General features: G+C 63.7%; 21 protein-coding genes. 10 read left to right on the top strand and 11 right to left on the bottom strand.

The genetic code is table 11. The features are described from left to right. The first annotated feature begins 4 nt into the window (after nucleotides 1-4). Nucleotides 5-589, top strand: a complete 585-nt coding sequence (locus ACIQLI_RS13215) for a DUF308 domain-containing protein (RefSeq protein ID WP_400389077.1) — start codon at nucleotides 5-7, stop codon at nucleotides 587-589. A gap of 68 nt (nucleotides 590-657) precedes the next feature. Next, a complete protein-coding gene (locus ACIQLI_RS13210; RefSeq protein WP_400389074.1) occupies nucleotides 658-1,002 on the top strand; it encodes a hypothetical protein in 345 nt (114 codons plus the stop codon). An 81-nt stretch (nucleotides 1,003-1,083) separates the two neighbouring features. Here the strand turns inward: ACIQLI_RS13210 and ACIQLI_RS13205 are convergent, their stop codons facing one another. Together ACIQLI_RS13205 and ACIQLI_RS13200 are read right to left on the bottom strand one after the other, a co-directional pair. Then, the gene (locus ACIQLI_RS13205; protein ID WP_400389071.1) at nucleotides 1,084-1,443 is read right to left on the bottom strand and encodes an iron chaperone; all 360 of its coding nucleotides are present in this window, start codon (nucleotides 1,441-1,443) and stop codon (nucleotides 1,084-1,086) included. Between the two features lie 47 nt (nucleotides 1,444-1,490). Then, entirely contained in the window at nucleotides 1,491-2,039 is a 549-nt protein-coding gene (locus tag ACIQLI_RS13200; RefSeq protein ID WP_172323463.1) for a CGNR zinc finger domain-containing protein, read from the bottom strand. A 71-nt stretch (nucleotides 2,040-2,110) separates the two neighbouring features. On the opposite strand from ACIQLI_RS13200, the gene ACIQLI_RS13195 reads away from it, so the two are divergent. After that, entirely contained in the window at nucleotides 2,111-3,157 is a 1,047-nt protein-coding gene (locus ACIQLI_RS13195; RefSeq protein ID WP_400389068.1) for an EamA family transporter, read from the top strand. Between the two features lie 132 nt (nucleotides 3,158-3,289). Here ACIQLI_RS13195 and ACIQLI_RS13190 read toward each other — a convergent pair whose 3' ends face one another. Continuing rightward, a complete protein-coding gene (locus ACIQLI_RS13190; RefSeq protein ID WP_011776688.1) occupies nucleotides 3,290-3,553 on the bottom strand; it encodes a WXG100 family type VII secretion target in 264 nt (87 codons plus the stop codon). Nucleotides 3,554-3,711: 158 nt separating this feature from the next. On the opposite strand from ACIQLI_RS13190, the gene ACIQLI_RS13185 reads away from it, so the two are divergent. Further along, nucleotides 3,712-3,984, top strand: a complete 273-nt coding sequence (locus ACIQLI_RS13185) for a DUF2277 domain-containing protein (protein WP_026541100.1) — start codon at nucleotides 3,712-3,714, stop codon at nucleotides 3,982-3,984. A gap of 25 nt (nucleotides 3,985-4,009) precedes the next feature. Here the strand turns inward: ACIQLI_RS13185 and ACIQLI_RS13180 are convergent, their stop codons facing one another. From ACIQLI_RS13180 to ACIQLI_RS13170, 3 genes are read right to left on the bottom strand one after another with little or no spacing between them, the layout of a single operon-like run. Beyond that, the gene (locus tag ACIQLI_RS13180) at nucleotides 4,010-6,511 is read right to left on the bottom strand and encodes a heavy metal translocating P-type ATPase (protein WP_400389064.1); all 2,502 of its coding nucleotides are present in this window, start codon (nucleotides 6,509-6,511) and stop codon (nucleotides 4,010-4,012) included. Nucleotides 6,512-6,519: 8 nt separating this feature from the next. Beyond that, complete coding sequence (locus ACIQLI_RS13175; protein ID WP_026541102.1) at nucleotides 6,520-6,753, bottom strand: heavy-metal-associated domain-containing protein; 234 nt, start codon at nucleotides 6,751-6,753, stop codon at nucleotides 6,520-6,522. Between the two features lie 49 nt (nucleotides 6,754-6,802). After that, nucleotides 6,803-7,168: a metal-sensitive transcriptional regulator gene (locus ACIQLI_RS13170; RefSeq protein ID WP_400389061.1), complete on the bottom strand. Its 366-nt coding sequence runs from the start codon at nucleotides 7,166-7,168 to the stop codon at nucleotides 6,803-6,805. A gap of 173 nt (nucleotides 7,169-7,341) precedes the next feature. Here ACIQLI_RS13170 and ACIQLI_RS13165 point away from each other — a divergent pair, with 173 nt between their 5' ends. Then, nucleotides 7,342-8,010, top strand: coding sequence for an alpha/beta fold hydrolase (locus ACIQLI_RS13165; RefSeq protein ID WP_400389058.1), 669 nt, complete (start codon nucleotides 7,342-7,344; stop codon nucleotides 8,008-8,010). A gap of 71 nt (nucleotides 8,011-8,081) precedes the next feature. Here the strand turns inward: ACIQLI_RS13165 and ACIQLI_RS13160 are convergent, their stop codons facing one another. The 3 genes from ACIQLI_RS13160 to ACIQLI_RS13150 all read right to left on the bottom strand — a co-directional run bounded on the left by ACIQLI_RS13160 (nucleotide 8,082) and on the right by ACIQLI_RS13150 (nucleotide 12,124). Next, nucleotides 8,082-9,719: an arabinogalactan endo-beta-1,4-galactanase gene (locus ACIQLI_RS13160; RefSeq protein ID WP_400389055.1), complete on the bottom strand. Its 1,638-nt coding sequence runs from the start codon at nucleotides 9,717-9,719 to the stop codon at nucleotides 8,082-8,084. Nucleotides 9,720-9,779: 60 nt separating this feature from the next. Next, nucleotides 9,780-9,989: a hypothetical protein gene (locus ACIQLI_RS13155; RefSeq protein WP_354231333.1), complete on the bottom strand. Its 210-nt coding sequence runs from the start codon at nucleotides 9,987-9,989 to the stop codon at nucleotides 9,780-9,782. Nucleotides 9,990-10,081: 92 nt separating this feature from the next. Next, nucleotides 10,082-12,124 (bottom strand): beta-galactosidase, encoded by a 2,043-nt coding sequence (locus tag ACIQLI_RS13150; RefSeq protein WP_400389051.1) that lies wholly within the window; start codon nucleotides 12,122-12,124, stop codon nucleotides 10,082-10,084. Between the two features lie 191 nt (nucleotides 12,125-12,315). Here ACIQLI_RS13150 and ACIQLI_RS13145 point away from each other — a divergent pair, with 191 nt between their 5' ends. From ACIQLI_RS13145 to ACIQLI_RS13125, 5 genes are all read left to right on the top strand, one after another. After that, the gene (locus tag ACIQLI_RS13145) at nucleotides 12,316-13,641 is read left to right on the top strand and encodes an ABC transporter substrate-binding protein (protein ID WP_400389048.1); all 1,326 of its coding nucleotides are present in this window, start codon (nucleotides 12,316-12,318) and stop codon (nucleotides 13,639-13,641) included. A gap of 108 nt (nucleotides 13,642-13,749) precedes the next feature. Continuing rightward, on the top strand, nucleotides 13,750-14,715 hold the full coding sequence (locus ACIQLI_RS13140) for a sugar ABC transporter permease (protein WP_354231651.1): 966 nt from the start codon (nucleotides 13,750-13,752) through the stop codon (nucleotides 14,713-14,715). A 2-nt stretch (nucleotides 14,716-14,717) separates the two neighbouring features. Continuing rightward, on the top strand, nucleotides 14,718-15,635 hold the full coding sequence (locus ACIQLI_RS13135; protein WP_400389045.1) for a carbohydrate ABC transporter permease: 918 nt from the start codon (nucleotides 14,718-14,720) through the stop codon (nucleotides 15,633-15,635). 19 nt (nucleotides 15,636-15,654) lie between these two features. Continuing rightward, complete coding sequence (locus tag ACIQLI_RS13130; RefSeq protein WP_400389042.1) at nucleotides 15,655-16,671, top strand: LacI family DNA-binding transcriptional regulator; 1,017 nt, start codon at nucleotides 15,655-15,657, stop codon at nucleotides 16,669-16,671. Nucleotides 16,672-16,716: 45 nt separating this feature from the next. Next, the gene (locus ACIQLI_RS13125; protein WP_400389040.1) at nucleotides 16,717-17,727 is read left to right on the top strand and encodes a YdcF family protein; all 1,011 of its coding nucleotides are present in this window, start codon (nucleotides 16,717-16,719) and stop codon (nucleotides 17,725-17,727) included. Between the two features lie 31 nt (nucleotides 17,728-17,758). Here ACIQLI_RS13125 and ACIQLI_RS13120 read toward each other — a convergent pair whose 3' ends face one another. Next, nucleotides 17,759-19,795, bottom strand: a complete 2,037-nt coding sequence (locus ACIQLI_RS13120) for a glycoside hydrolase family 3 protein (protein ID WP_400389038.1) — start codon at nucleotides 19,793-19,795, stop codon at nucleotides 17,759-17,761. 40 nt (nucleotides 19,796-19,835) lie between these two features. Further along, nucleotides 19,836-21,131: an exo-beta-N-acetylmuramidase NamZ domain-containing protein gene (locus ACIQLI_RS13115; protein WP_400389035.1), complete on the bottom strand. Its 1,296-nt coding sequence runs from the start codon at nucleotides 21,129-21,131 to the stop codon at nucleotides 19,836-19,838. Nucleotides 21,132-21,207: the final 76 nt, after the last annotated feature.

Raw genomic sequence — 21,207 nt, 5'->3', positions numbered from 1 at the left:
ACGGGTGACTCTCCCAGCGACTCCTGCCCAGACTCCTTCTGCCTCCGCGGCCGGACTCTCGAAACCCGTGCTGATCCGTGCCACTGTTGCGCTGGCGTTCGGCGCGGTCACGATCTTCTGGGCCACCCCCTCCGTGCACGTCCTGGCGTGGGCTGTGGGCCCGTATTTGCTCGCGACTGCGGTGGCCGTGTGGATGTCCCGCGCTTTGCCCGTGGCGGTGCCTGCTGTGGTGGCGCTCGGCGGAATCGGGGCGCTGGTCACGCAGTCTGACGCGGGAGTCGCTCTTTCAGCCATGCTGGCGCTGCTGGTGTTGGGCCTCCTCGAGCTGGTGCACGGGATCAGGAAGCGCGATTCCCTGGCGCGTGACTGGCTCGTTTCCGGCGTCATTTCCGTTGGCACGGCAGTTTTGCTGCCCTTCTTCACCTCGCTCGGGGCGCATGCGCTGCTGGGCGTTGCCGGTGGTGGGGCCATCATTTCCGGAGTTCTGTGGATCCTGTCAGGGCTGACCTTGCGGCACGACGCCAAGGCTGCTGCCGGCGGCACGGCCCAGGCCACTGCTCCCGGCGCTTCGCCCGAGGCCGTAAACTAGTAGCTGGACGTTCTACTCGTTGTAGAACTTTTGCAGACCGGCGGGCACGAACCGCCATCATTGGAGGAATGACCGTGGCTGACCAGACACCAGGAGAACCGCGCAAGATGCGGACCTCGGTCAAGGGACCGCTCATGTTCTCCGCGTTCTTTGCAGTACTGGCTTTCGTGGCTGTTCTCATCTTCGCTTCCGGCGGCAGCGCGAAGGCCCCGCGGTTCGACCTCGCCTTCACCGGCGCCGGCATCGCGTTCATCGTGAGCCTCGTTGTGGCGGCCATGTTGTCCATGAGCCACAAGGAAAACGCCGACCACCTCGGCAAGGGATCCGGAGTCAACCTCAGTTCCAAGCGTCCCGGCCATGGCGGCCCGGCTGCTCCGGACGATGGCACGGAAACGCACGACGCCGGCCGCTGACCTTCGAGCGCTTCCTCACCTTGGTGGGGGAGCGCTTTTTTGTGTGTGCCGTGGCCGGGGAGTGCAGCTTGAGCGAACCGGTCATGCCTCGTCTGAAGGCAATTGCTGCAGCCGCCAATCGATGATCTCGCGAATGAGCTCGATGGGGAGCGGCGCATTGTGGGGCAGTTGGATGGCGTGCTCGGGGGCTCCGTAGCCGCTCAAAGCCGTTGAAAAGTGCGTGATCGCCTGCGGTGTGGGGTAGAACCCGACGTGGCGCTTGGTTCCGGTGAAGAAGAACAACGGCTCGACGCCGAGTTTGAAAGTGGGCATGCGCCAACTGATCGATTCCACCGCTTCAGCCGGTACGGCCGACTTGATCATCTGGTACACGGTCAGCAATCGTTGCTGTACATCACCGTCGTACTGGTCGATGTACTCGCTGATGGAACTCGCTGTCATGGTGGATGTCCTCTATATCGAGCGCATGGATAGCGCCATTATGCCCTTTACTCGCCCTCGGCGGCCTTCCTGGCCCGGTAGGCGGCGACGTGGGCTCGGTTGGCACAATTGCCGGTGTCGCAGTAGAGCTTGGAGCGGTTGCGGCTGAGGTCCAGCACCACGGCATCGCAGTCCTCTGCCGCGCACACCCGCATGCGCTCCATTTCCCGGCTGCGGATCACGTCAATGATGCCCATGGCGGCTTCGGTGCCCATCCGGTCTGCCAGGGGAGCTTCGGGGGTGGTGGCGTGGAGGTGCCAGTCCCAGTGATCGTGCTTTACGAGCTGGGGGAGTGCCTTGGCGTCGGCCAGAATCTTGTTGACGGACTTTGCGGCCGTGTCCTCATCGGCGCTCCAGAGTGCCGTGAGTTCGCTGCGAAGGCGCTTGATGCTGTTCAGCTCGGCAGGGGAATTGACCCGCGAACCGGTGAACTCTTCAGCTTTCAGGAACGCATCGAGGTCCTCGAGGGTGACGAGTGATTCCTGCCCATTGGCTGCGGTGTTGATGAGGTTGACGACGCTGCGAAGGGCAACTTCGGTGTCAGGCGCAAAAAGCACTTTGACTCCTTACAAGTTTCGGGAGTACTGTCATGACCATAAGCCCACTTTACTCCTGACAGGAGGCTGCTGTGTCAGCTCCAACGACGAAGGCTGATGCACAAGGTTTCCTGGCATCAGGACTCGGCATCGCACTCTTTTCTTCCGCTGTCTTTGGCACGTCCGGCTCGTTCGCCAAGTCGATGCTGGAAACCGGCTGGTCACCCGGCGCCGCAGTTGCCGTGCGCCTCACCGGTGCCGCTCTGATTCTGCTGATACCCGCCGTCGTGGTTCTCCGCGGCCGCTGGCACCAACTCAAGGACAACTGGCTGACTATCCTGCTCTTCGGACTGATCGGGGTGGCAGGCTGCCAACTGTTTTACTTCAACGCCGTCGCGCGATTGTCCGTGGGTGTTGCCTTGCTGCTGGAGTACCTGGCTCCGGTGATGATCGTCCTGTGGCTGTGGATCGCAAGCCGCCGCCGGCCCCGGGCACTTACCGCCGTGGGCGCGCTCCTTTCACTGGGTGGCCTGGTTCTGGTGCTCGACCTGACCGGTGCCGTGAAAGTGGACTTCATCGGTGTTCTTTGGGGCATGGCCGCGGCCGTGTGCCTGGTCATCTACTTCTTCATTACTGCCAAGGAGAACGACACCCTGCCTCCGCTGGTGCTCGCGTCCGGCGGGCTCATGGTGGGTGCGCTGGTGATGTGGCTGGTGGGCCTGTTGGGACTGCTGCCCATGACGTTCAGCACCGCCGACACCACCCTCGGACCGTGGACAACGCCGTGGTGGGTGTCCGCCGTCGGACTCATCATCCTGGCCACTGTCCTTGCCTATGTTTCCGGGATCATGGCCGCGCGGAGCCTGGGTTCCAAGGTGGCATCTTTCGTCTCGCTGACCGAAGTTCTTTTCGCCGTGATCTGGGCATGGCTGCTGCTGGGCGAACTTCCCGGGCCCATTCAATTGCTGGGTGGCCTCTTCATTGTGGGCGGAGTCGTCCTGGTCCGCGTCGACGAACTCCGCGGAGATCGCCGCACTGCTGCTGGCCGGCCCGCTGAGGCCGCGGCCCGGGTCCTGGACCACCCGAACGACGTCGAACCCGTCCCGATAGGGTCCGTCACCAAAGCGCCGCGCGACTAAGCCGGAGGAATCCCGGGCTTGTTCGAAATCTCCGCCGAACAACGGCAGCGTGTGCGAACAACGCCGGGGCTCGCTGCTCCCTTAAAAGCAAAGAACCCGGACGCTGGTGCGTCCGGGTTCTTCCCAACTGTCTTAGTTGGAAGCCTGCTGCTGCTGCTCGGCGTTCTTCTGAGCGCGGTCGCCGGCTTCGCGAAGTGCGTCGGCAACCTTCTTCAGGTTCGAAGCGTGCTGGCTGTCCCACTCGCCGCGGAACTTGTCAGCGTCAGGGCCCTTCCAGTCGGTGCCATCAAGCGCGCCCTTGAGCTGTGAACGCTGCTGCTCGATGTTCTCGGCACCTGCCTTCAGCTTGTTACCGAGCTGACGAAGCTGATCAACATCTGCACCCCAAATAGCCATGAGATTCTCCTTCATTTGTTCGGACCCGAGCTCTTCGGCATCCCCAGCGGCCTCCGGCTCATCCGGAAGATCCAATAACTAAAACCTATCCCGGGAATCCAAAAACCGTCGATGGGCACCCCTCCCCATGCAGCGCTGCCCATAGTTAGCATGGGGTTATGTGCCGCAATATCAGGACCCTGCATAACTTCGAACCGCATGCCACGAATGCCGAAGTGGAGGCCGCAGCGCTGCAGTATGTGCGCAAAATCAGCGGATCCACCAAGCCTTCCAAGGCCAACGAGGAAGCCTTCGCAGAGGCTGTCCACGAGATCGCGCATATTACGCAACATCTCCTGGACTCCTTGGTCAGCAATGCTCCGGCGAAGAACCGGGACGAGGAAGCAGCCAAGGCAAAGGCCCGGTCGGCCGTCCGTTTCGGGACAGCCTAGCCGGGCCCTGCTTCCGTTCCTGGGGCTACTTCCCGAAAGAACGCAATCTCAGCGAGTTGGCTACTACCAGCACCGAGCTCGCTGCCATCGCTGCGCCGGCGATCATGGGGTTCAGGAATCCCAGTGCTGCCACCGGGATGCCGATCGCGTTGTAGAAGAACGCCCAGAACAGGTTGGTCTTGATGGTGGACAGGGTCTTGCGGGACAGCTCGATCGCCTGCACCAGCTGACCAAGGTCGCTGCCCATCACCGTCAGATCGGATGCCTCGATGGCAACATCCGTGCCCGAGCCCATCGCGATGCCGAGGTCCGACTGTGCCAAGGCTGCAGCGTCATTCACGCCGTCACCGGCCATGGCCACCGTGGCGCCGGAAGCCTGCAGCTTCCTGACAGCCTCGACCTTGCCCTCCGGCAGTACGCCGGCGAACACGTCCTCAGGTGAAATCCCGACGGCGGCAGCCACTTGGGCGGCCACGGCAGCGTTATCGCCGGTCAACAGGATGGGGCGGATGCCCAGGTCCTTCAACTTTTGGATTGCCGCTGCCGAGCCGGGCTTGATGGTGTCGCTCAGGCTGATAATGCCGGCCGGCTGGCCGTCAACGGCAACCCAGATCGCCGTGGCGCCCGCGTTTTCCTCTGCAGCCAGGGCTTCCCGGTGGCTGGAGTCGAGGGTGATGCCGTTCTCCTCGAGCCAGCCGGAGCGCCCTACAACTACAGTCTGGGAGGTTCCCTCGAAAGCTACGGTTCCCCGGACACCGCCGCCCGGAGCGGAACTAAAGCCCTCAACGCCAGGCAGGCGGCCGCCGTCGTGCGTTGCTTCCTGCGCCGAGGCGGCGATCGCGTGGGCGATCGGGTGCTCGGAAGCGGCTTCAACGGCCCCTGCCAATGTCAGGACGGTGGCCGATGAGTAGCCGTTGAGGCCCGAAGTGTGGTCCACGGCGAGCTTCCCGCTGGTCACGGTGCCCGTCTTGTCCAGCAGGATGGTGTCCACGTGCCGGGTGTCCTCAAGAACCTGTGGGCCCTTGATGAGGATGCCAAGCTGAGCGCCGCGGCCCGTTCCCGTCAGCAGGCCGACGGGAGTGGCCAGACCCAGGGCGCAGGGGCAGGCGATGACGAGGACCGCGACGGCGGCCGTGAAGGCTGCGTTAAGGTCACCGGAGAAGAACAGCCACAGCAGGAACGTCACCAGGGCGATGACCAGCACGATCGGCACGAACACCGAACTGATCCTGTCCGCCAGCCGCGCAATGGGCGCTTTTCCGGTCTGCGCCTGGCTGACCAGTCGACCCATCTGGGCGAGCGTCGTGTCCGAACCAACACGGGTTGCACGGACCAGCAGGCGGCCGGACGTGTTGATGGTAGCGCCCGTCACCGCGCTTCCGGGCCCGACCTCGACCGGCACCGATTCGCCTGTCACCAGTGAAGCGTCGACAGCGGAAGCGCCATCAGTGACCACGCCGTCAGTGGCGATCTTCTCGCCTGGGCGGACCACAATGACGTCGTCCACCAAAAGCTGATCGGCAGGAATCTTCTGCTCCACGCCGTCCACCAGGATCGTGGCATCCTTGGCGCCCAGATTCAGCAGGGCCTTGAGTGCATTGCCGGCCTTGGCCTTCGCGTTCGCCTCAAGGTAGCGCCCCAGCAGCAGGAACGTGGTGACCACCGCAGCGACCTCGAAGTACAGCCCGCCGCCGGACATGCTTTCCATACCGGGGTGTTCAGTCATTCGGGGGTCCGCGAACAACTGCCACGCAGAGTAGAGGTATGCGGCGATCACACCGATGGACACCAGCGTGTCCATGGTAGAGGCGAAGTGGCGTGCGTTGATGGCAGCAGCCCTGTGGAAAGGCCACGCCGCCCAGCTCACCACCGGCAGGGCCATAGCCCCGACAATCCAGCCCCAGTTGGCGAACTGGAGGGCGGGGATCATCGAGATGGCGAAGACTGGAACGGTCAGGAGGGCGGCGACGATCAGGCGGGGGCGGAGTGTTGAAGCCGTTGGGCCGTGGGCCATATGGTCTTCGTGCCCGGCGTGTTCCATGGGCTCGGCTGTTGCGGCGCCGCTGGCGCCGTGCTCTGCATGCTCGGTCGTGCCTCCCTTAGACGCATGCTGCCGCACGCCGCCAGCGGCGCCGCTATGGTCGTGCTCCGTTCCCGCAGGCGAACTTTGGGCCGTGTCTTTCGGTGCCGCATCGTCGTGAAGGGTGGACTTGTGTCCGTGGCCCTCGTGATCCTTCTGGTTGTTGCTTCCCTCTGCGCGCCGGGGACGGGTGTTTGGGGGTGGGGCTTGGCGGACTGTGGCTTTGTAGCCTGTGGCGTTGACCGTGTCCACGATTTGCTGGTCTGTCACGGTTGCCGGGACGGTGACGTGGGCTGATTCGAGGGGCAGGTTGACGCTGGCCTCGACTCCTTCAAGTTTGCCCAGTTTTCGTTCCACTCGATTGACGCACGAGGCGCAGGTCATGCCCTCGATGTCCAGCTCGATGACCCTGTGTGCAGGCTGGTTGAAAGTCTCCTGGCTACTCAAGAGGACTCCTAAGCTTCGTTGGCTACCACCAGGTAGCCGGCTTCTGCCACGGCTTCGCCAATTTCAGACGGCGAGAGCTCCTTGGTTGAGGTGATGGTTACGGTGGACAGTCCACCGGGGTTGAGGTCTACGGCCACGTTTTCGACGCCGTTGAGAGACTCAAGTTCTTCGCTCACGCTGGAGACGCAGTGGCCGCAGGTCATGCCGGAAACGTTGACGTTGGTCTGGATGGTCTGGCTCATGGTGGTCTCCTTGGTGGTGAGTTGAATGGTGTGGTGGTTGTTGGCGGAATTACCGCAGCAGGCGCCCGATGGCATCGGTGGCCTCCTTCACTTTGGCGTCGATCTGTTCGGCGCGGGCTTCAGGGTTGGGCTCGGAGGCGGCGCCAACGACGCAATGGCCGATGTGCTCTTCGACGAGTCCCAGGCTGACGGCATGGAGGGCCTTGGTGGCGGCAGCCACTTGGGTGAGGATGTCGATGCAGTATTTGTCGTCCTCCACCATCCGTGCTATGCCGCGGACTTGCCCCTCGATCCGTTTCAAGCGTTTGAGGTACGCGTCCTTATTGCTGGTGTACCCGTGGGGTGCGGGGTGCTCCGGTTCCACGTTGATGGTGGGTGCATCCGGCTGACTCATGCTCAGGTCTGGCGTGCTCATATTTAGAACATATACCCATAGGGGGTATGCGTCAAGTACCCCTAGGGGGTATCTGTCCACGAATCCGGACTGGGGAAAAGCCTTGGCTCGTCCGATACTGAAGTCAGTGCCTTCGATGCAGCGTAATCACCGGCGCAGGCACTAGTGGAGCGATGTCTTGAAGGGGTAGGAAGATGGCGGTTTTCGTACTGATTCATGGTGGCGGTTCCACGGCGTGGGACTGGCACTTGGTCCAGCCCCTGCTCGAGGCTGCTGGCCACGAGGTCATCGCGGTCGACCTGCCCATCGAAGACAAGAACGCGATGCTTGAGGACTACACCCGCGCGGCAACGGAGGCGGCCGACGGCGCCCGGCACACCATCGTGGTGGGCCACTCGCTGGGTGGCTTTACGGCACCCTTGGTCAGCAATGAACTCACGTCAGATGGCCTGGTGTATCTCTCGGCCATGATTCCGATGCCGGGCGAGACCTTCGGAAACTGGTGGACCAATACCGGGCATGACCGCGAGACCATCCCCGACGAGGCGTTCTTTAACCTCGTCCCTGACGATCTTGCAGAGCAAGCCCGGGACAAGGAGCGTGATCAGCAGGGGGCCTGGATGTCTGGGCCTTGGCCAGGCCAGCATCCGGACGTGCCCACACTGGCCATTCTGTGCCGTGACGACCTGTTCTTTCCAGCGTCCTTCATGCGGTGCCAAGTACAGGATCGGCTGGGAATCGAACCGGTGGAGATCCCGGGCGGCCACTACGCCACACTGAGCCACCCGGGTGCTGTGGCTGCGGCGTTGAACCAGTTCGCCCGGCAGATGCATACGAGCCAAGCGAACGAGACCAAGAACTGAACCCCCCCAAAAAGCCCGACGTCGGCACCCACCCGGGTGCCGACGTCGAACCTTACTCATGTGGTGACCTACTACCGAAGCGTCGGCGTCGATCCTGCGTCCGGCCGGAACGCATCCAAAGCCGGGAGCGCGCGGTTGTTGTAGTCGAACATGGCCTGGTTTTCCCACGCATTGCCGGAGGACGGGTCTGCCGGGTCCCAGCCGTTTCCGGGGACGGATGTCCAGGCCGGCTCCCAGTAGACAGCGCCGAGGCCGCGGCCGCCCGGGGCGGAGGCCACCACATCCTGGACTGCGCGGAAGTTTGCGGCCTGCCCGGACGGCGTGGCCGGGTAGCCCTTGACCAGCTGGCCCGGAGTGGCGATGACGTTCTCCCAGGGGGCATTCGGGTTGTCCGCGAGGGTGAACGGGTACGAGGTTTCCACCACGATCACGTCCTTGTTGTACCGGGCGGACAGCGAGGTCACGGAGCTCTGCAGGGTGGCGAGTGTGCCGTGCCAGTAGCCGTAGTAGGACAACCCGATGATGTCGAACGGCACGGAGCGGGCGGTGGCCTGGTCGTACCACCAGTTGATCCCGTCAATCCCGTTGTTCAGGTTGGTCAGGTGGAGGATCTTCTGGGTGCCGGGGCTGACGTCGCTGACTGCGCGCGCCCCTGCCTTCAGGAAGGACGCCAAGTTGTCCCACTGGGCGCCTGTCACCGAATCGTTGGGGTCCACATCGTAGGACTGGCCGTAGGGCCACAGCATGCCCGGGTTGATTTCGTTGCCGATCTGGGCGGCGTGCGGGGTGACACCAGCAGCTCTAACGGCAGCCATGACATCACGGGTGTGGTTGTACACCGCGTCCGCGAGCCCTGCGGGAGAGTGTCCCTGCCACGCGGCCGGGACTCCCTGGGCACCGGGATCCGTCCACCGGTCCGAGTAGTGGAAGTCGAGCAGGACACGCATGCCCTGGGCGTCGGCGCGCCGGGCCATGGCGGCGACCTGTTCCTTCATGTTGAAGCCGTCCGCCGGGTTGACCCACACTTTCAACCGGACAAGGTTGGTTCCTGCGTCTGCGAACGCTTCGACTGGATCCACGGAGTTGCCGTCCGCGTCAGCGTAAACGGCGCCGTTCGCTTCGTTCTTGGGAATGCTGCTGAGGTCTGCTCCGCGGACCTTACGATCGACCTTGCCCGGGTTGAAGGTGACGTTGTCCATGCTCGCCCAGGCACCTGCGCCGCTGGTGGTCAGCTTAAGTGTGCACTTGCCGCTGGTGACGTTGGCGCTCACGGCCATCGACAACCATTGGTCATCCGTTTCGGTGGAGGGCAGAATCGTTGTCCCGTGCACCCCGCAACCGGTGAGGGTCAACCGGGACGATTCCACGGGGCCGCCGGATTTGATGTTTGCCCGGAACGTCCACCAGCCTTTCGCAAGACCGCTAAGGGTCTGTGACGTTGTGACCGTCCCATTGCCCGGAAGCCAGTGCGTCAGGCGGCTGTTGGATTGAAACCCACCAGACTCCACTTTGGCCGCATCTCTGTGTCCGTTAACAGTCCATCCGTTCAGGCCTGCCTCGAAACCTGCATTGGTGACGGTTCCGGCAGCTGTTGCTGCGCCCGGGGCAAGCAGGCTTGCGCCTGCCAGGGCTAAAGCGAGTACGACGGCGGGTAGCAGCCGTCGTTGCTGTTTCAGTCTTCCGGGGGTACTCAGCGCGGGGTGGTTCATGGTTCGTCCTCCTTGACGGGTGCTGCCGGGGTCTTACCTGGAAGTGGAACTGTTTGCGGGTTAGTGGCTGCGCTCGCGGGTGAGGCCGAAAGGGACCTCGTCGCTGACGGAGATGGTGAAGTGCCCGGGGTTGAGCCGGGTCACCAGGATGCCGTGACCGCTGCGGGTGGCCTGCGGCTGCAGGTGCTGGATGGCGGCGTTGAGCTGGTCCTCAAGTTGGGTGGCGGTTTCCACCCGGACTTCCACTGAGGTGTCGGTGGCGGTGTTCATGGGGCACCTTTCGGATAAAAAGCTGGGAGCTGGTGATTGGAATACCGGCCCGGACCGTGGTCGGTCCGGGCCGGCAGCCTGGGTTCAGCGGGTCAGGGGTGTTCCGCTGGAGCATGGATGACGCAGATGGTGCCGGCGGGAACATGCGCGGTTCCGCCGACGGCTTCGCCGGAGAGCAGATTGAGCCCGGTCGCCGGGTATTCGGCGTCCGCATCGGTGTGGTTGATGAGGAAGGTGAACGTGCCGTCCTCGGAGGTTCGTGAAGCCACTTCCAGCCCGGCGGGGGGCTGGACTCCGGTATCGATTCCGGCATTCCGGACGGCGTCCAGGACAACGTCGGCGAGGTGTCCGCCGTCGAGCTTGGTGGAAACGTACCAAGCGGTGCCGCTGCCGAAATCGTTGCGGGTGATGGCGGGTCCTGAGGCCGCGGGTCCGCTGGTGTAGCGGCTGAGGACTGTGGCGGTGCCGGGGTGGATTTCCTCGGACCACACGGTGCCGGTGGCGCCGGTGCCGAGGGTGACGATTTCTTCCTCGCGCAGGGGAAGGAATTCGTGGATCTCCAGGCCAAGAACATCACGGAGGCCGCCGGGGGAGGCGCCAGCCGGGACAGTGTCATTGCAGTCCACAATGCCGGAGAAGTAGGACACCATCAGGTGGCCGCCGTCGTGGACGTAGCGGCTCAGGTTCGCTGACGCTTTGTCGCCCACCAGGTAGAGCGCCGGGGCCAGGACCAGATCGTAGCCGGAAAGGTCGGCTTCGGGATGGGCGAAGTCCACGCTGATGCCGTGGTTCCACAGGACGGAATAGAAGGATTCGATGCGTTCGCGGTGGTCAAGATCGCTGCTGGGCCGCCATTCCAGATCCTGCGCCCAGAACGATTCCACGTCCCAGAGGATGGCCACGCGTGATGACACGGTGGAGCCCTTGACGGGGGAGAGCTTCCCCAGGTCGTCCCCGAGGTCCAGGACTTCGCGCCAGACACGGGTGCCGGTGCCGGCGTGCGGGAGCATGGCGGAGTGGAACTTTTCCGCGCCATAGCGGGAAGCGCGGAACTGGAAGAACATCACGGCGTCGGCGCCGCGGGCCACGTGGGACAGGCTGTTGCGGGCCAGTTCGCCGGGGCGTTTGGCGATGTTGCGGCCTTGCCAATTCACGGCCCCGGTGGAGTGTTCCATCAGCATCCAGGGACGGTTGCCTGCCAGGGAGCGGGTGAGGTCGGCGTCCATGGAGAGGAGGACGTGGTTGTCCTTCCGCTGGGCGACGAGGTAGTGGTCGTTCGCCACGATGTCCACCGCTTTGGCCCAGGCCCAATAGTCCGGGGACAGACAGTTGGTGGCCATGAAGTTGGTGGTCACCGGCAGGTGGGGCGTGTACTTCTTGATGACATCGCGCTCTGCGATAAAGCACTGGAGCATGGCGTCGGAGGTGAACCGGTGGAAGTCCAGGCGCTGGCCCTGGTTGCTGACACTTGCTGAGACCCTGGGGGCGTCAATCTCGTCCCATGCGCCGTACTTCTGTCCCCAGAAAAGGGTGCCCCAGGCTTGGTTCAGGGCGTCCAAGGTGCCGTAGCGGTGGCGGAGCCAGTCACGGAACGCCAGCACGGAGTTCTGGTCATATGAATCGCTGACAGGGGCGCCGTATTCGTTGTGGACATGCCAAAGAACCAGAGCGGGGTGGGAGGCGTAGCGGCGTGCCAGTTGCTCGGTGATGTTGGTGGCCGCGCGGCGGTATTCCGGTGAGCTGGGACTGGCCATGCCGCGGGATCCGTTGCCCAACGTGACCCCATCGCGGGTCACGGGACGCGCATGCGGGTACTTCTTCCAGAACCAGGCAGGCGGTGCGGCGGTGGGAGTTCCGAGGTCCACGCTGATGCCGGCATCGGCCAGCAGATCCATGAGGTGGTCCAGCCATTCGAAGTCGTATTCGCCTTCGCGCGGCTCCAGCAACACCCAGGAGAAGATGCCGATGCTGACCAGGTTGATCCCGGCCTCCTTCATCAGCGCGATGTCTTCCACCCAGACCTCGCGGGGCCATTGCTCGGGGTTGTAATCCCCGCCATAGCAAAGGCCGGCCGGTCGCTGTACCCAAGGCGCCAGTGCGGGTTGGGTGGCGGGGGCCTGCAGGACGTCTGTCATCAAATCTCCTAAGAACTGTGTGCGCTCCCAGTAGTATCACAGCTCGAATTCCGCTGGCTAGATCAAATTTGGGGTTGACATGGATCACAGGGCTGTGACTAACTGGAACCGCTCACAGTCATGCGACCTCGGTTCGGATGAGCGGTGAAACTCAGACAGACCCCATTCAGCTTTTCGACAAGGAGGACGAAATGCGCAAGTCATTTCGTGCAGGCGCCGTAGCCATGCTCGCAGCGGCCACTATGCTCGCCGCAGGATGTTCCGCAGGCTCCAGCGCCGGCAGCCAGGATGCTGCAGCCAGCGACCCCAACCAGAAGGTGGAACTGACCTACTGGGCATGGGCCCCGAATCTGGACAAGGTGGTGGAACTCTGGAACGAGAAGAACCCCACCATCCACGTCACGGTCAACAAGCAGGACGGCGGCGACCCCGCGGTCACCAAGCTGCTCACCGCCGTCAAGGCCGGCAGCGGCGCACCGGACCTGATCCAGGCCGAGTACCAGAAGATTCCTACGCTGGTGGCCGCCGACGCGCTCGCCGATCTGTCCGGCACTGCAGCCAATGACACCAAGAGCCACTTCCCCGAAGGCGTCTGGAACTCCGTGACGCTGGGCAGCGAAGCGCTGTACTCGGTCCCGCAGGACACCGGCCCCATGGTCTTCTATTACCGCGCGGACATCTTCGAGAAGCTCGGCATTGCCGTCCCCGCGACGTGGGATGAGTACGCAGCAGCGGCCAAAGCAGTCCATGCAGCCGATCCGGAGGCCTATCTCGGAACGTTCTCCTCCAACGATGCCGGCTGGTTTACCGGCATGGCACAGCAGGCCGGTGCTTCCTGGTGGGGTGTTGACGGCGATGCCTGGAACGTCAAGATTGCCGAAGAGCCCACGGAGAAAGTGGCCGGATACTGGGGTGGCCTCGTCGAAGAGGGCATCATCGACAACAAGCCCATGTACACGCCTGAGTGGAACACCGCGCTCAACACCGGCAAGCAGGTTGGCTGGCTCAGCGCAGCGTGGGGCCCGGGCGTCCTGGAGGGCAACGCCGGAGCCACAGCAGGCCTGTGGAAGGCAGCACCCATGCCGCAGTGGGATGCCTCCAAGCCGTCCACCGGTAACTGGGGAGGCTCATCCACCGCTGTCACCTCCCAGTCCAAGAACCTCGACGCCGCCGCCAAGTTCGCCACGTGGCTCAACACGGACCCTGAGGCAGTCAAGGCCTTGGTCAAGGAAACCGGAATCTACCCGGCAGACTCCGCCGGCGCCGAGTCCTCCCTCACCGAGGCCCCCGCGTTCTTCTCCAACCAGCCGGACTTCTACAAGGTGGTGGGAGAGGCCGCACAGAATGTGGGTTCCTTCACGTACGGCCCCAACGTCAACGTCGCCTACAACGCCTATAACGATCAGTTCGCCAAGGCTGCCCAGTCCAAGCAGAAGAGTGCCTTCCTGGACGCGGTCAACAGCATGCAGCAGGTCACCGTTGATGACCTGAAGAAGACCGGCTTCACGGTCAAGTAGCCGTTCCAAGCAAGCGCACCAGCTGCGGGAGGGTGGTGCCCCGCCCTCCCGCAGCATCTCCACCCAGAGTCTTACCCCCGAACCACCACAAGGAAGTGCACCGTGGCAATGACCGCAACCAGGCCCGGTCCGGCGGCCGGCAGAACAGCTGACACCCCCAGGCGGGCCAAGAACTTCAAGTCCCGGGTGCTCATCCCTTACACAATGCTGGCCCCAGGCATCATCCTGTTCCTCGTCTTCATGGCAGCGCCCATCATCTACACGTTGGTGCTCAGCTTCCAGAAGAAGAAGGTCAGCGGCCTGGGCCTCGGCAAAGGCTCGCAGAGCACTGCGTTCGCTGGCTTGGACAACTACGTCAGCGCACTGACGGATCCCGAATTCCTGGGCAGCGTCCTCCGGGTCCTGACCTACGGACTCATCCTGATTCCCCTGATGCTCGGCTTTGCCCTGCTGTTCGCGCTGCTGCTGGATTCGCGGCGTACGCGGGCCGGAAGCTTCTCCCGCACAGCGATCTTCCTGCCCTACGCAGTCCCGGCAGTGATCAGTTCACTCCTGTGGGGTTTCCTCTATCTTCCCGGTGTCAGCCCGTTCCACTTCCTGGCCCGTCAGTTCGGGATGGAACTGCCCTCGCTGCTGGATCCCAACCTGGTCACGTTCGCCATCTGCAACATCGCGCTGTGGGGTGGCGTGGGCTTCAACATGATTGTCATGTACACCTCGCTCAAGGCTGTTCCCAGCGAAATCTACGAGGCCGCCAAGCTGGATGGGTGTTCTGAAATCCAGACCGCCATCAGGATCAAGATCCCCATCATTGCCCCGTCCCTGGTGATGACCGCGCTGTTCTCGATGATCGCAACGCTGCAGGTCTTCGCCGAGCCCACCACACTCCGTCCCCTGGCCAACAGCCTTTCCACCAGTTGGTCCCCGCTCATGCTGGTGTACCGCGACGCCTTCACGCGGAACGACGTCTTCTCCGCAGCTGCCACCAGCATCGTGATCGCCCTGGCTACCTTCATCATTTCTTTCCTGTTCCTGCGCATCGTGCAGAAGCGGGCCTTCGGACAGGAGAACTGACCGTGACTGCCCTCGCCACGCCACCCAAAAGCCGCCGCGCCAACCCCAAGCCAAGCAAGCCAGGCAAGGCCACCAGGCCGGAGTATGTGAAGGAAAAGCCCAGCTACCTGTCCACCGGCATCCTGATCCTGGGTGCGCTCTATTGCCTGTTCCCGGTGATCTGGGTGGTGGCTGCTGCGAGCAAGGACGGCACCGAGCTGTTCTCCACCTTCACCTTGGCCCCCAGCACGCACCTGTGGGACAACATTGTGGAACTCACCGAATACCGCGACGGCCTGTTCTGGCGATGGATGCTCAACACCGCCCTCTACGCGGGCGTCGGCGCAATCTTATCCACCTGGGTGTCAGCCCTTTCCGGCTACGTGCTGGCGAAGTTCGATTTCCCGGGAAAGTCCGGAGTCTTCAAGATCCTGCTGATGGGGGTGCTGGTTCCCGGCGTCATCCTCGCCATTCCGCAATATCTGATGCTGGCGCAGGCAGGCCTTACCAACACCTACTGGTCCGTGCTGTTGCCCCAGATCATCAGCCCCTACGGCATTTACCTGGCCCGCATCTATGCTGCGGCTTCAGTTCCAGGCGACGTCATTGAGGCCGCCCGCACTGAGGGCGCCAAGGAGATGTACATCTTCAACCGCATCGCCGCGCCCATGATGCTGCCGGGCCTGGTGACCATCTTCCTGTTCCAGTTCGTCGCCATCTGGAACAACTTCATGCTGCCGTACATCATGCTGGGCGATGACCACCTGTTCCCCATCACGGTGGGCCTCAACGGACTGCTGAACCAGGGTGCCTCCGCGCCGGCTCTCTACACGTTGGTCCTTGCCGGTGCGCTGCTGTCGATCGTCCCGCTGGTCATCATGTTCCTTCTGCTGCAACGCTATTGGCGGGTCGATCTGGCCGCCGGCGCCGTCAAAGCCTAGTCCTAGGTAGGCTTTGGTCATGACGCAACCCACCCATCGGCCAAGGCCCAAAATCGACGACGTGGCCGCAGAGGCAGGCGTCTCGCGAGGTACGGTCTCCCGGGTTCTTAACGGAGGCCACTGGGTCAGCCCGTCTGCGCTGGCTGCGGTCAACGCAGCCATCAAGAAGACCGGGTACCGCGTCAACCCGCATGCGAGGAACCTGGCTACCAACCGGGCCAATTCGGTGGCGTTCCTGCTCACGGAAACGCAGGAGAGGCTCTTCGAGGACCCTAACTTTGCAGTGCTCATGCGCGGTGCTGCAGACGCCCTGGCCGTTCACGACATCCCCTTGGTGCTGATCATGGCCGGTACGGATGACGAGCAGCGGCGCGCCACCGACTTCCTCACCGCGGGCCATGTTGACGGCGTCCTGCTGATCTCGTCCCACGGCAGCCGGAAGGGCATCATTGCGGACATTATCGCCGCGGGTGTCCCGGCCATTGCCTGTGGCGTCCCATTGGGCTTCGAGAAGAAGATGGGCTACGTCGCGGCCGATGATTACGAGGGCGCCCGGGATGTTTTGCGGTACCTGCACGACGGCGGGCGGCAGCGGATTGCCACCATCGCCGGCCCTGCGGACACCTCGGGCGGTACGCGCCGGCTCGAAGCGTACCGGGACCATCAAGGGGAGGACATCGATGAAGCCCTCATCGCGCACGGAGATTACAGCCGCGACAGCGGGGCCAAGGCCATGCGGGAACTCCTGGGCCGCACCAAGGCGATCGACGCCGTCTTCGCGGCGAACGACCTCATGGCACTCGGCGCGATGGACGTCCTGCGGGACGCCGGCCTGACAACGCCAGGTGATGTAGCCGTCGTCGGATTTGATGACATCAAAGCCTCCCAGGAGGCAGCGCCGCCACTGACCACCGTGCGCCAGCCCTTTGACCGGATCAGCGAGGAAATGGTGCGGCTCCTGTTGGACGTCATCAGCGGCAAGCGCCCCGCCGCCGTCACCATCCCCACCGAGCTGGTCATCCGCGAATCGGCCTGAGCCGGGCACCGCGAGGGCGCCATCCCCAGCGCATAGGCTTGGACCATGCTGAACCTGGTCCTTGGACTTCTCTTTGCGGGGCTCTTCCTTGCCTCCTACCAGTCCGATCGGCGCAGGCTCCGCAACGGCGTGCTGCTTCTGGTGGCGCTATGGTTCCTGTTGCAGGCCATCCTGGACTTCCTGATCGACCTGAACCCGTGGTTCGAATGGCTGAACCTGGTGGTCGTGGTGGTTCCGGTGGTGAGCATTTTTGTGTTCGCCGGCTTCCTGATCGCCAACGGCATCACCATGGTCCGCAGGGAAGGCCCCGGCATCAGCAGCTTCCTGCCCGTTGCGGTGGGGCTGGCGGTGTTCCTCGCTCCGGTGGTCGCGTTCCTCTTCGTCCTGAGCGGGCAGCCCGTCCTGGCAGGCCTCGCCGCGTTGGCCTTCTTCCTCTGCGCTTACCTGGGCTGCGCCTTTGTGGTGTTCCTCGGGTATGCCTTGGTGTATTCGAGGATGCGCTTCAGCGCGAACCCGGCGGCCGTCATTGTCCTGGGTTCGGGTTTGATCGACGGCAAGGTCCCGCCGTTGCTCGCCGCGCGCCTGAACAAGGCGTTGGAAATCTACGACGGCGGCGCACCGGTGAGGCCGGTCCTGGTGCCTTCCGGGGGTCAAGGCCCGGATGAACCCCGGCCCGAGTCCACGGCAATGAAGGAGTATCTGGTGGCGAAGGGCGCTGCTTCCGGCGACGTGCTGGAAGAAAACCAGGCCACCACCACCCGCGAGAACCTGGCCTATTCCGTTGCCTTGCTTACTGAAAAGGGAATCCAAGGGCCCTTGCTGGTGTGCACCAACAACTACCACGTCCTCCGCGCTGCCCTCCTGTCCCGACGCCAGAAGATCAACGCGGAAGTAGTGGGTGCTCCGACCGCAAGATACTTTGTGCCCAGCGCCTTCCTTCGAGAGTTCGTGGCCGTGATGAGGGACAACCGCCTGACCAACATGGTCCTTTGCCTGCCGATGCTCGGGGTTGCCCTGCTCATCACGGTGGCACTGATGAACTCGTCCGTGGTGTAAGCCCTCTAGCCCGGGGCCGATGAACCCGGCCCTACGGCTTGGGGAGCCCCGTGGTGAAAGTGTGGCTCCATTCCGTGACGGCACCTTCGGTAAAGACGTACCCCTTGTCGCGGACTGCAGTGACCGTCACGGTTCCGGACGGCTTCCTGTAGGTCCCGGCCGCGACCTCCTTGCCGTCCACGTGATACGCCACTCCGTCCACGGCGGGAACAGTGTAGGCGTCCTGTCCCTGACCCGGCTTGTCAGTGAAGGTGACCGCTGCCGGCGTCGCGGTGTCGTAGTGGAGGCCGAATCCCAAAGGCACCAGGACGCCGTCGCCGTCTGCTTCCGGTATGTTGACCGGAAGCTTGCCACCGGGGTTCACCGCACCTGAAATGGCACGGACGGCACCGTGGAAATTGACGTCCTTGACCCCGTAGCTGTTGAGCACGGCGTCGGCGCCGGGGAAGACGCTGATGTCGTAGGGATTGCGTGTGGCCACAACGATGACGGGCGTACCAGTGGCTGCCAGTTCCGCAACCATCTGCTGCTGCGCAGCGTTGCCGGTGGCGTTGTACGAAGCGAAGACCACGGCATCCACGGTGCCGGCTGCGGCTACCGCACGCGCGCGGTACGCCGCGGAGGGGGTTGCCCCATCCTCGTAGTCTTCAGTAACGGCGAATCCCTGCTCCTTGAGCATCGGTCCCGCGAGCTCCGGCCACGCTGAACCGGCGCCCACCATGAGTACCGAGCTGCCGGATGCGAGGGGCAGGATCTTGTCCTCATTGCGGAGCAGGGTCACTGCCCGGTCCGAGATCAGCTTGGCCGTGGCCAGGTTCTCTGCGCTTCCAACAAGGGTGTCCACGGCGTTGGGGTCTGCCATCGGTTGCGCGAAGACTCCCCGCTTGACCTTCCACTCGAGGATCCGCCGGACAGACTCATCAAGGCGGCTCTCGGTGAGCTCACCGGACTCGACGGCGGCACGGACCCCTGCGAACGAGGCGTCCACATCGGGGGAGTTGAGCAGGATGTCAGAGCCGGCCTGGATGGCCTTGACGGCAATTTCTTCCTGGGGCCATTCGGCGGCCATCGCGGCCATATCCAAGGCATCGGTGGTGACCAGGCCCTTGAAGCCCAGCTCATCGCGAAGCAATCCTGTGAGGACCTTGTGGGACAGGGTGCCGGGCATCTCCGCGTCAATGGCCTCCACAATGATGTGCGCTGTCATCACCATGTCCACGCCACCGTCAATGGCGGCCTTGAAGGGTTTCAGGTGCTGGTTCAGGGTCTCGCGGTCGTAGGTGACGGTGGGGAGTCCGTAGTGGGAATCCACCGACGTATCGCCGTGCCCGGGGAAGTGTTTGGCTGCCGCGCCGACGTTGTGTTCCTGGATGCCGTCGATTTGCGCCACGCCGAGCGCGCTGACCAAGGCGGGATCTTCGCCCATGGAGCGGATGCCGATCACGGGGTTGTCCGGGTTGGAGTTGAGGTCCAGCACGGGTGCGAAGTCCACGTTGATACCCATGGCGCGCATCTCAGAGCCCAGGATTTCGCCCTGTGCCCGCGCGAGTTCCGCGTCTGCCGTGGCTCCCAATGCCATATTGCCCGGGAGGACGGTGGCCGGCGGTCCGATGCGGGCAACCAGGCCGCCTTCCTGGTCGATGGTGACCGCCAGCGGAATGCCGGTTCCGTCCTGGCCCACGGCAGCTTGTTGCAGGCCGTTGGACAACCCGGCAACCTGCCGGGGGTTGTTGGTGTTCCCGGACCATGCGAAGTAGAGGACACCGCCAAGGTTGTACTTGGCCACGACTTCAGCCGGCGTATTGACGCCGTAGCGTGCTTGGTTGCTTGCGGCCATGGATGTGTCATCGGCCGAGGATCCGTAGACGTGGGTCCAGGTCATCTGGCCGATCTTTTCGTCCAGCGACATGCCGGAGATCATCGCCTCGATGTCCGGTGAGGCGGTGACCGTCGTCGTACGTGCCGTGGTGGGTGGGGCGGCCGCAGCGACCCCGCCCGCCACCCCCGCGCCCGTCATCAACAGCGCCGTGGCTGCGGCCGTCAGCAAGGTAGTTCCTTTTCTGAGCATGTGAATTCCCATCCCAATCGTCTGAGTATTTCCGGCTGGCCTAGCGCGGCCCGTTGTAGAGGAGGTATTGGCGGGTATCGCGGACGAACTGACCCAGTTCCGCCTGCCAGCTGTCCATGATGGTCCGGGCGTCAGCACCGGCGTCGAGCTGTTCAGCAAAGCGGGCGGACCCGCTCAGCAGCCCCATCCAGCGTCCGGCGTCGCCGCGCCAGGCGAAGCCCGGGTATAGCCGCTTGGCTTCCACCAGCATGTGGGTGCCGATTTCCACGGCCTCAACGCGGGCAGGGTCGGTGATGTGCACCTGGACTCCCCCGCAGATGACGCCCTGGTTCTTGGACAGGGTGGGCTGGAAGTAGGCCTCGCGGAACGTGACTCCTGCGAGGCCCTTGCTGTTAAGCGCCTCGGCCCAGCGGTAATCCACGTAGGGGGCGCCGATCAGTTCGAAGGGCCGGGTGGTTCCGCGGCCTTCGGACATATTGGTGGCCTCGAAAAGTGCCGTGCCCGGGTACAAGAGCGCTGTCTCCGGGGTGGGCATGTTGGGACTCGGCAGAATCCAGGACGCACGGTTGTCCGGGCCGGTCATCTCGCGGCGCCACCCCTGCACTTCCACCACCTGGAGGTCGTGAAGGGGAGCGAGGCCGGCGGCCGGCAAATGCACCGCGTTGAAGTACTTGGCGAGCTCACCCACGGTCATGCCGTGCTGGAGTGCGATGCCCAGTTTCCCCACTCCGGACTCGAATCCGCTCTGCAGGACCGGTCCCCTTGCCTGCCCGCCGATCGGGTTGGGACGGTCCAGGACCACAAACCTGGCACCTGTCCGGGAAGCGGCCTGCATGGCACCCCACATAGTCCAGATGTAGGTATAGAAGCGCGCGCCCACGTCCTGGATGTCGAAGCAGATGGTGTCCACACCGGACTTTTCGTAGAAGCCCACGTACTGGTCCACGTCGGCGCCGTAGGAGTCGTAAACGGTGATGCCGGTGCGGGGATCCACTGAGGTGCCCTCGCTGCCGCCGTCCTGGGCAGTGCCGCGGAACCCATGCTCTGGGCCGAAAACGGCCCTTACGTCCACGCCGTTATCCGCCATGTCATCAACGATCGAGTGGAAGTTGGCCAGGACTCCGGTGGGATTGGTGATGATTCCCACCCGGCGGCCGGCGAAAATGCTCCAGTTGTCGGCGGCGGCAACGTCGGCACCGGTGACTACGGTTCCCGGCTTTCCGGGGCGGGTGGCCAGGCCGGTGGAGGCACTGGCGCTTGGGGCAAAGGGCGCGACGACGGCGGCCGCGGCGGCCAGTCCCGACGCATGGATGAGTTTTCGGCGGTTGAGTGTCATGGGGAGCCTTTCCGGATGAGCGGGGCATGACAACTTTTGTGATGTCGCTTACATCGACCGTATTCGCTGGAAGGAT

The sequence above is a fragment of the Paenarthrobacter sp. NPDC091669 genome (genome assembly GCF_044756725.1).
Taxonomy (GTDB): Bacteria; Actinomycetota; Actinomycetes; order Actinomycetales; family Micrococcaceae; genus Arthrobacter; species Arthrobacter bambusae_C.
The sequence above is the reverse complement of the archived record's forward strand: the minus strand, read 5'-3'. Positions and strand labels throughout refer to the sequence as shown.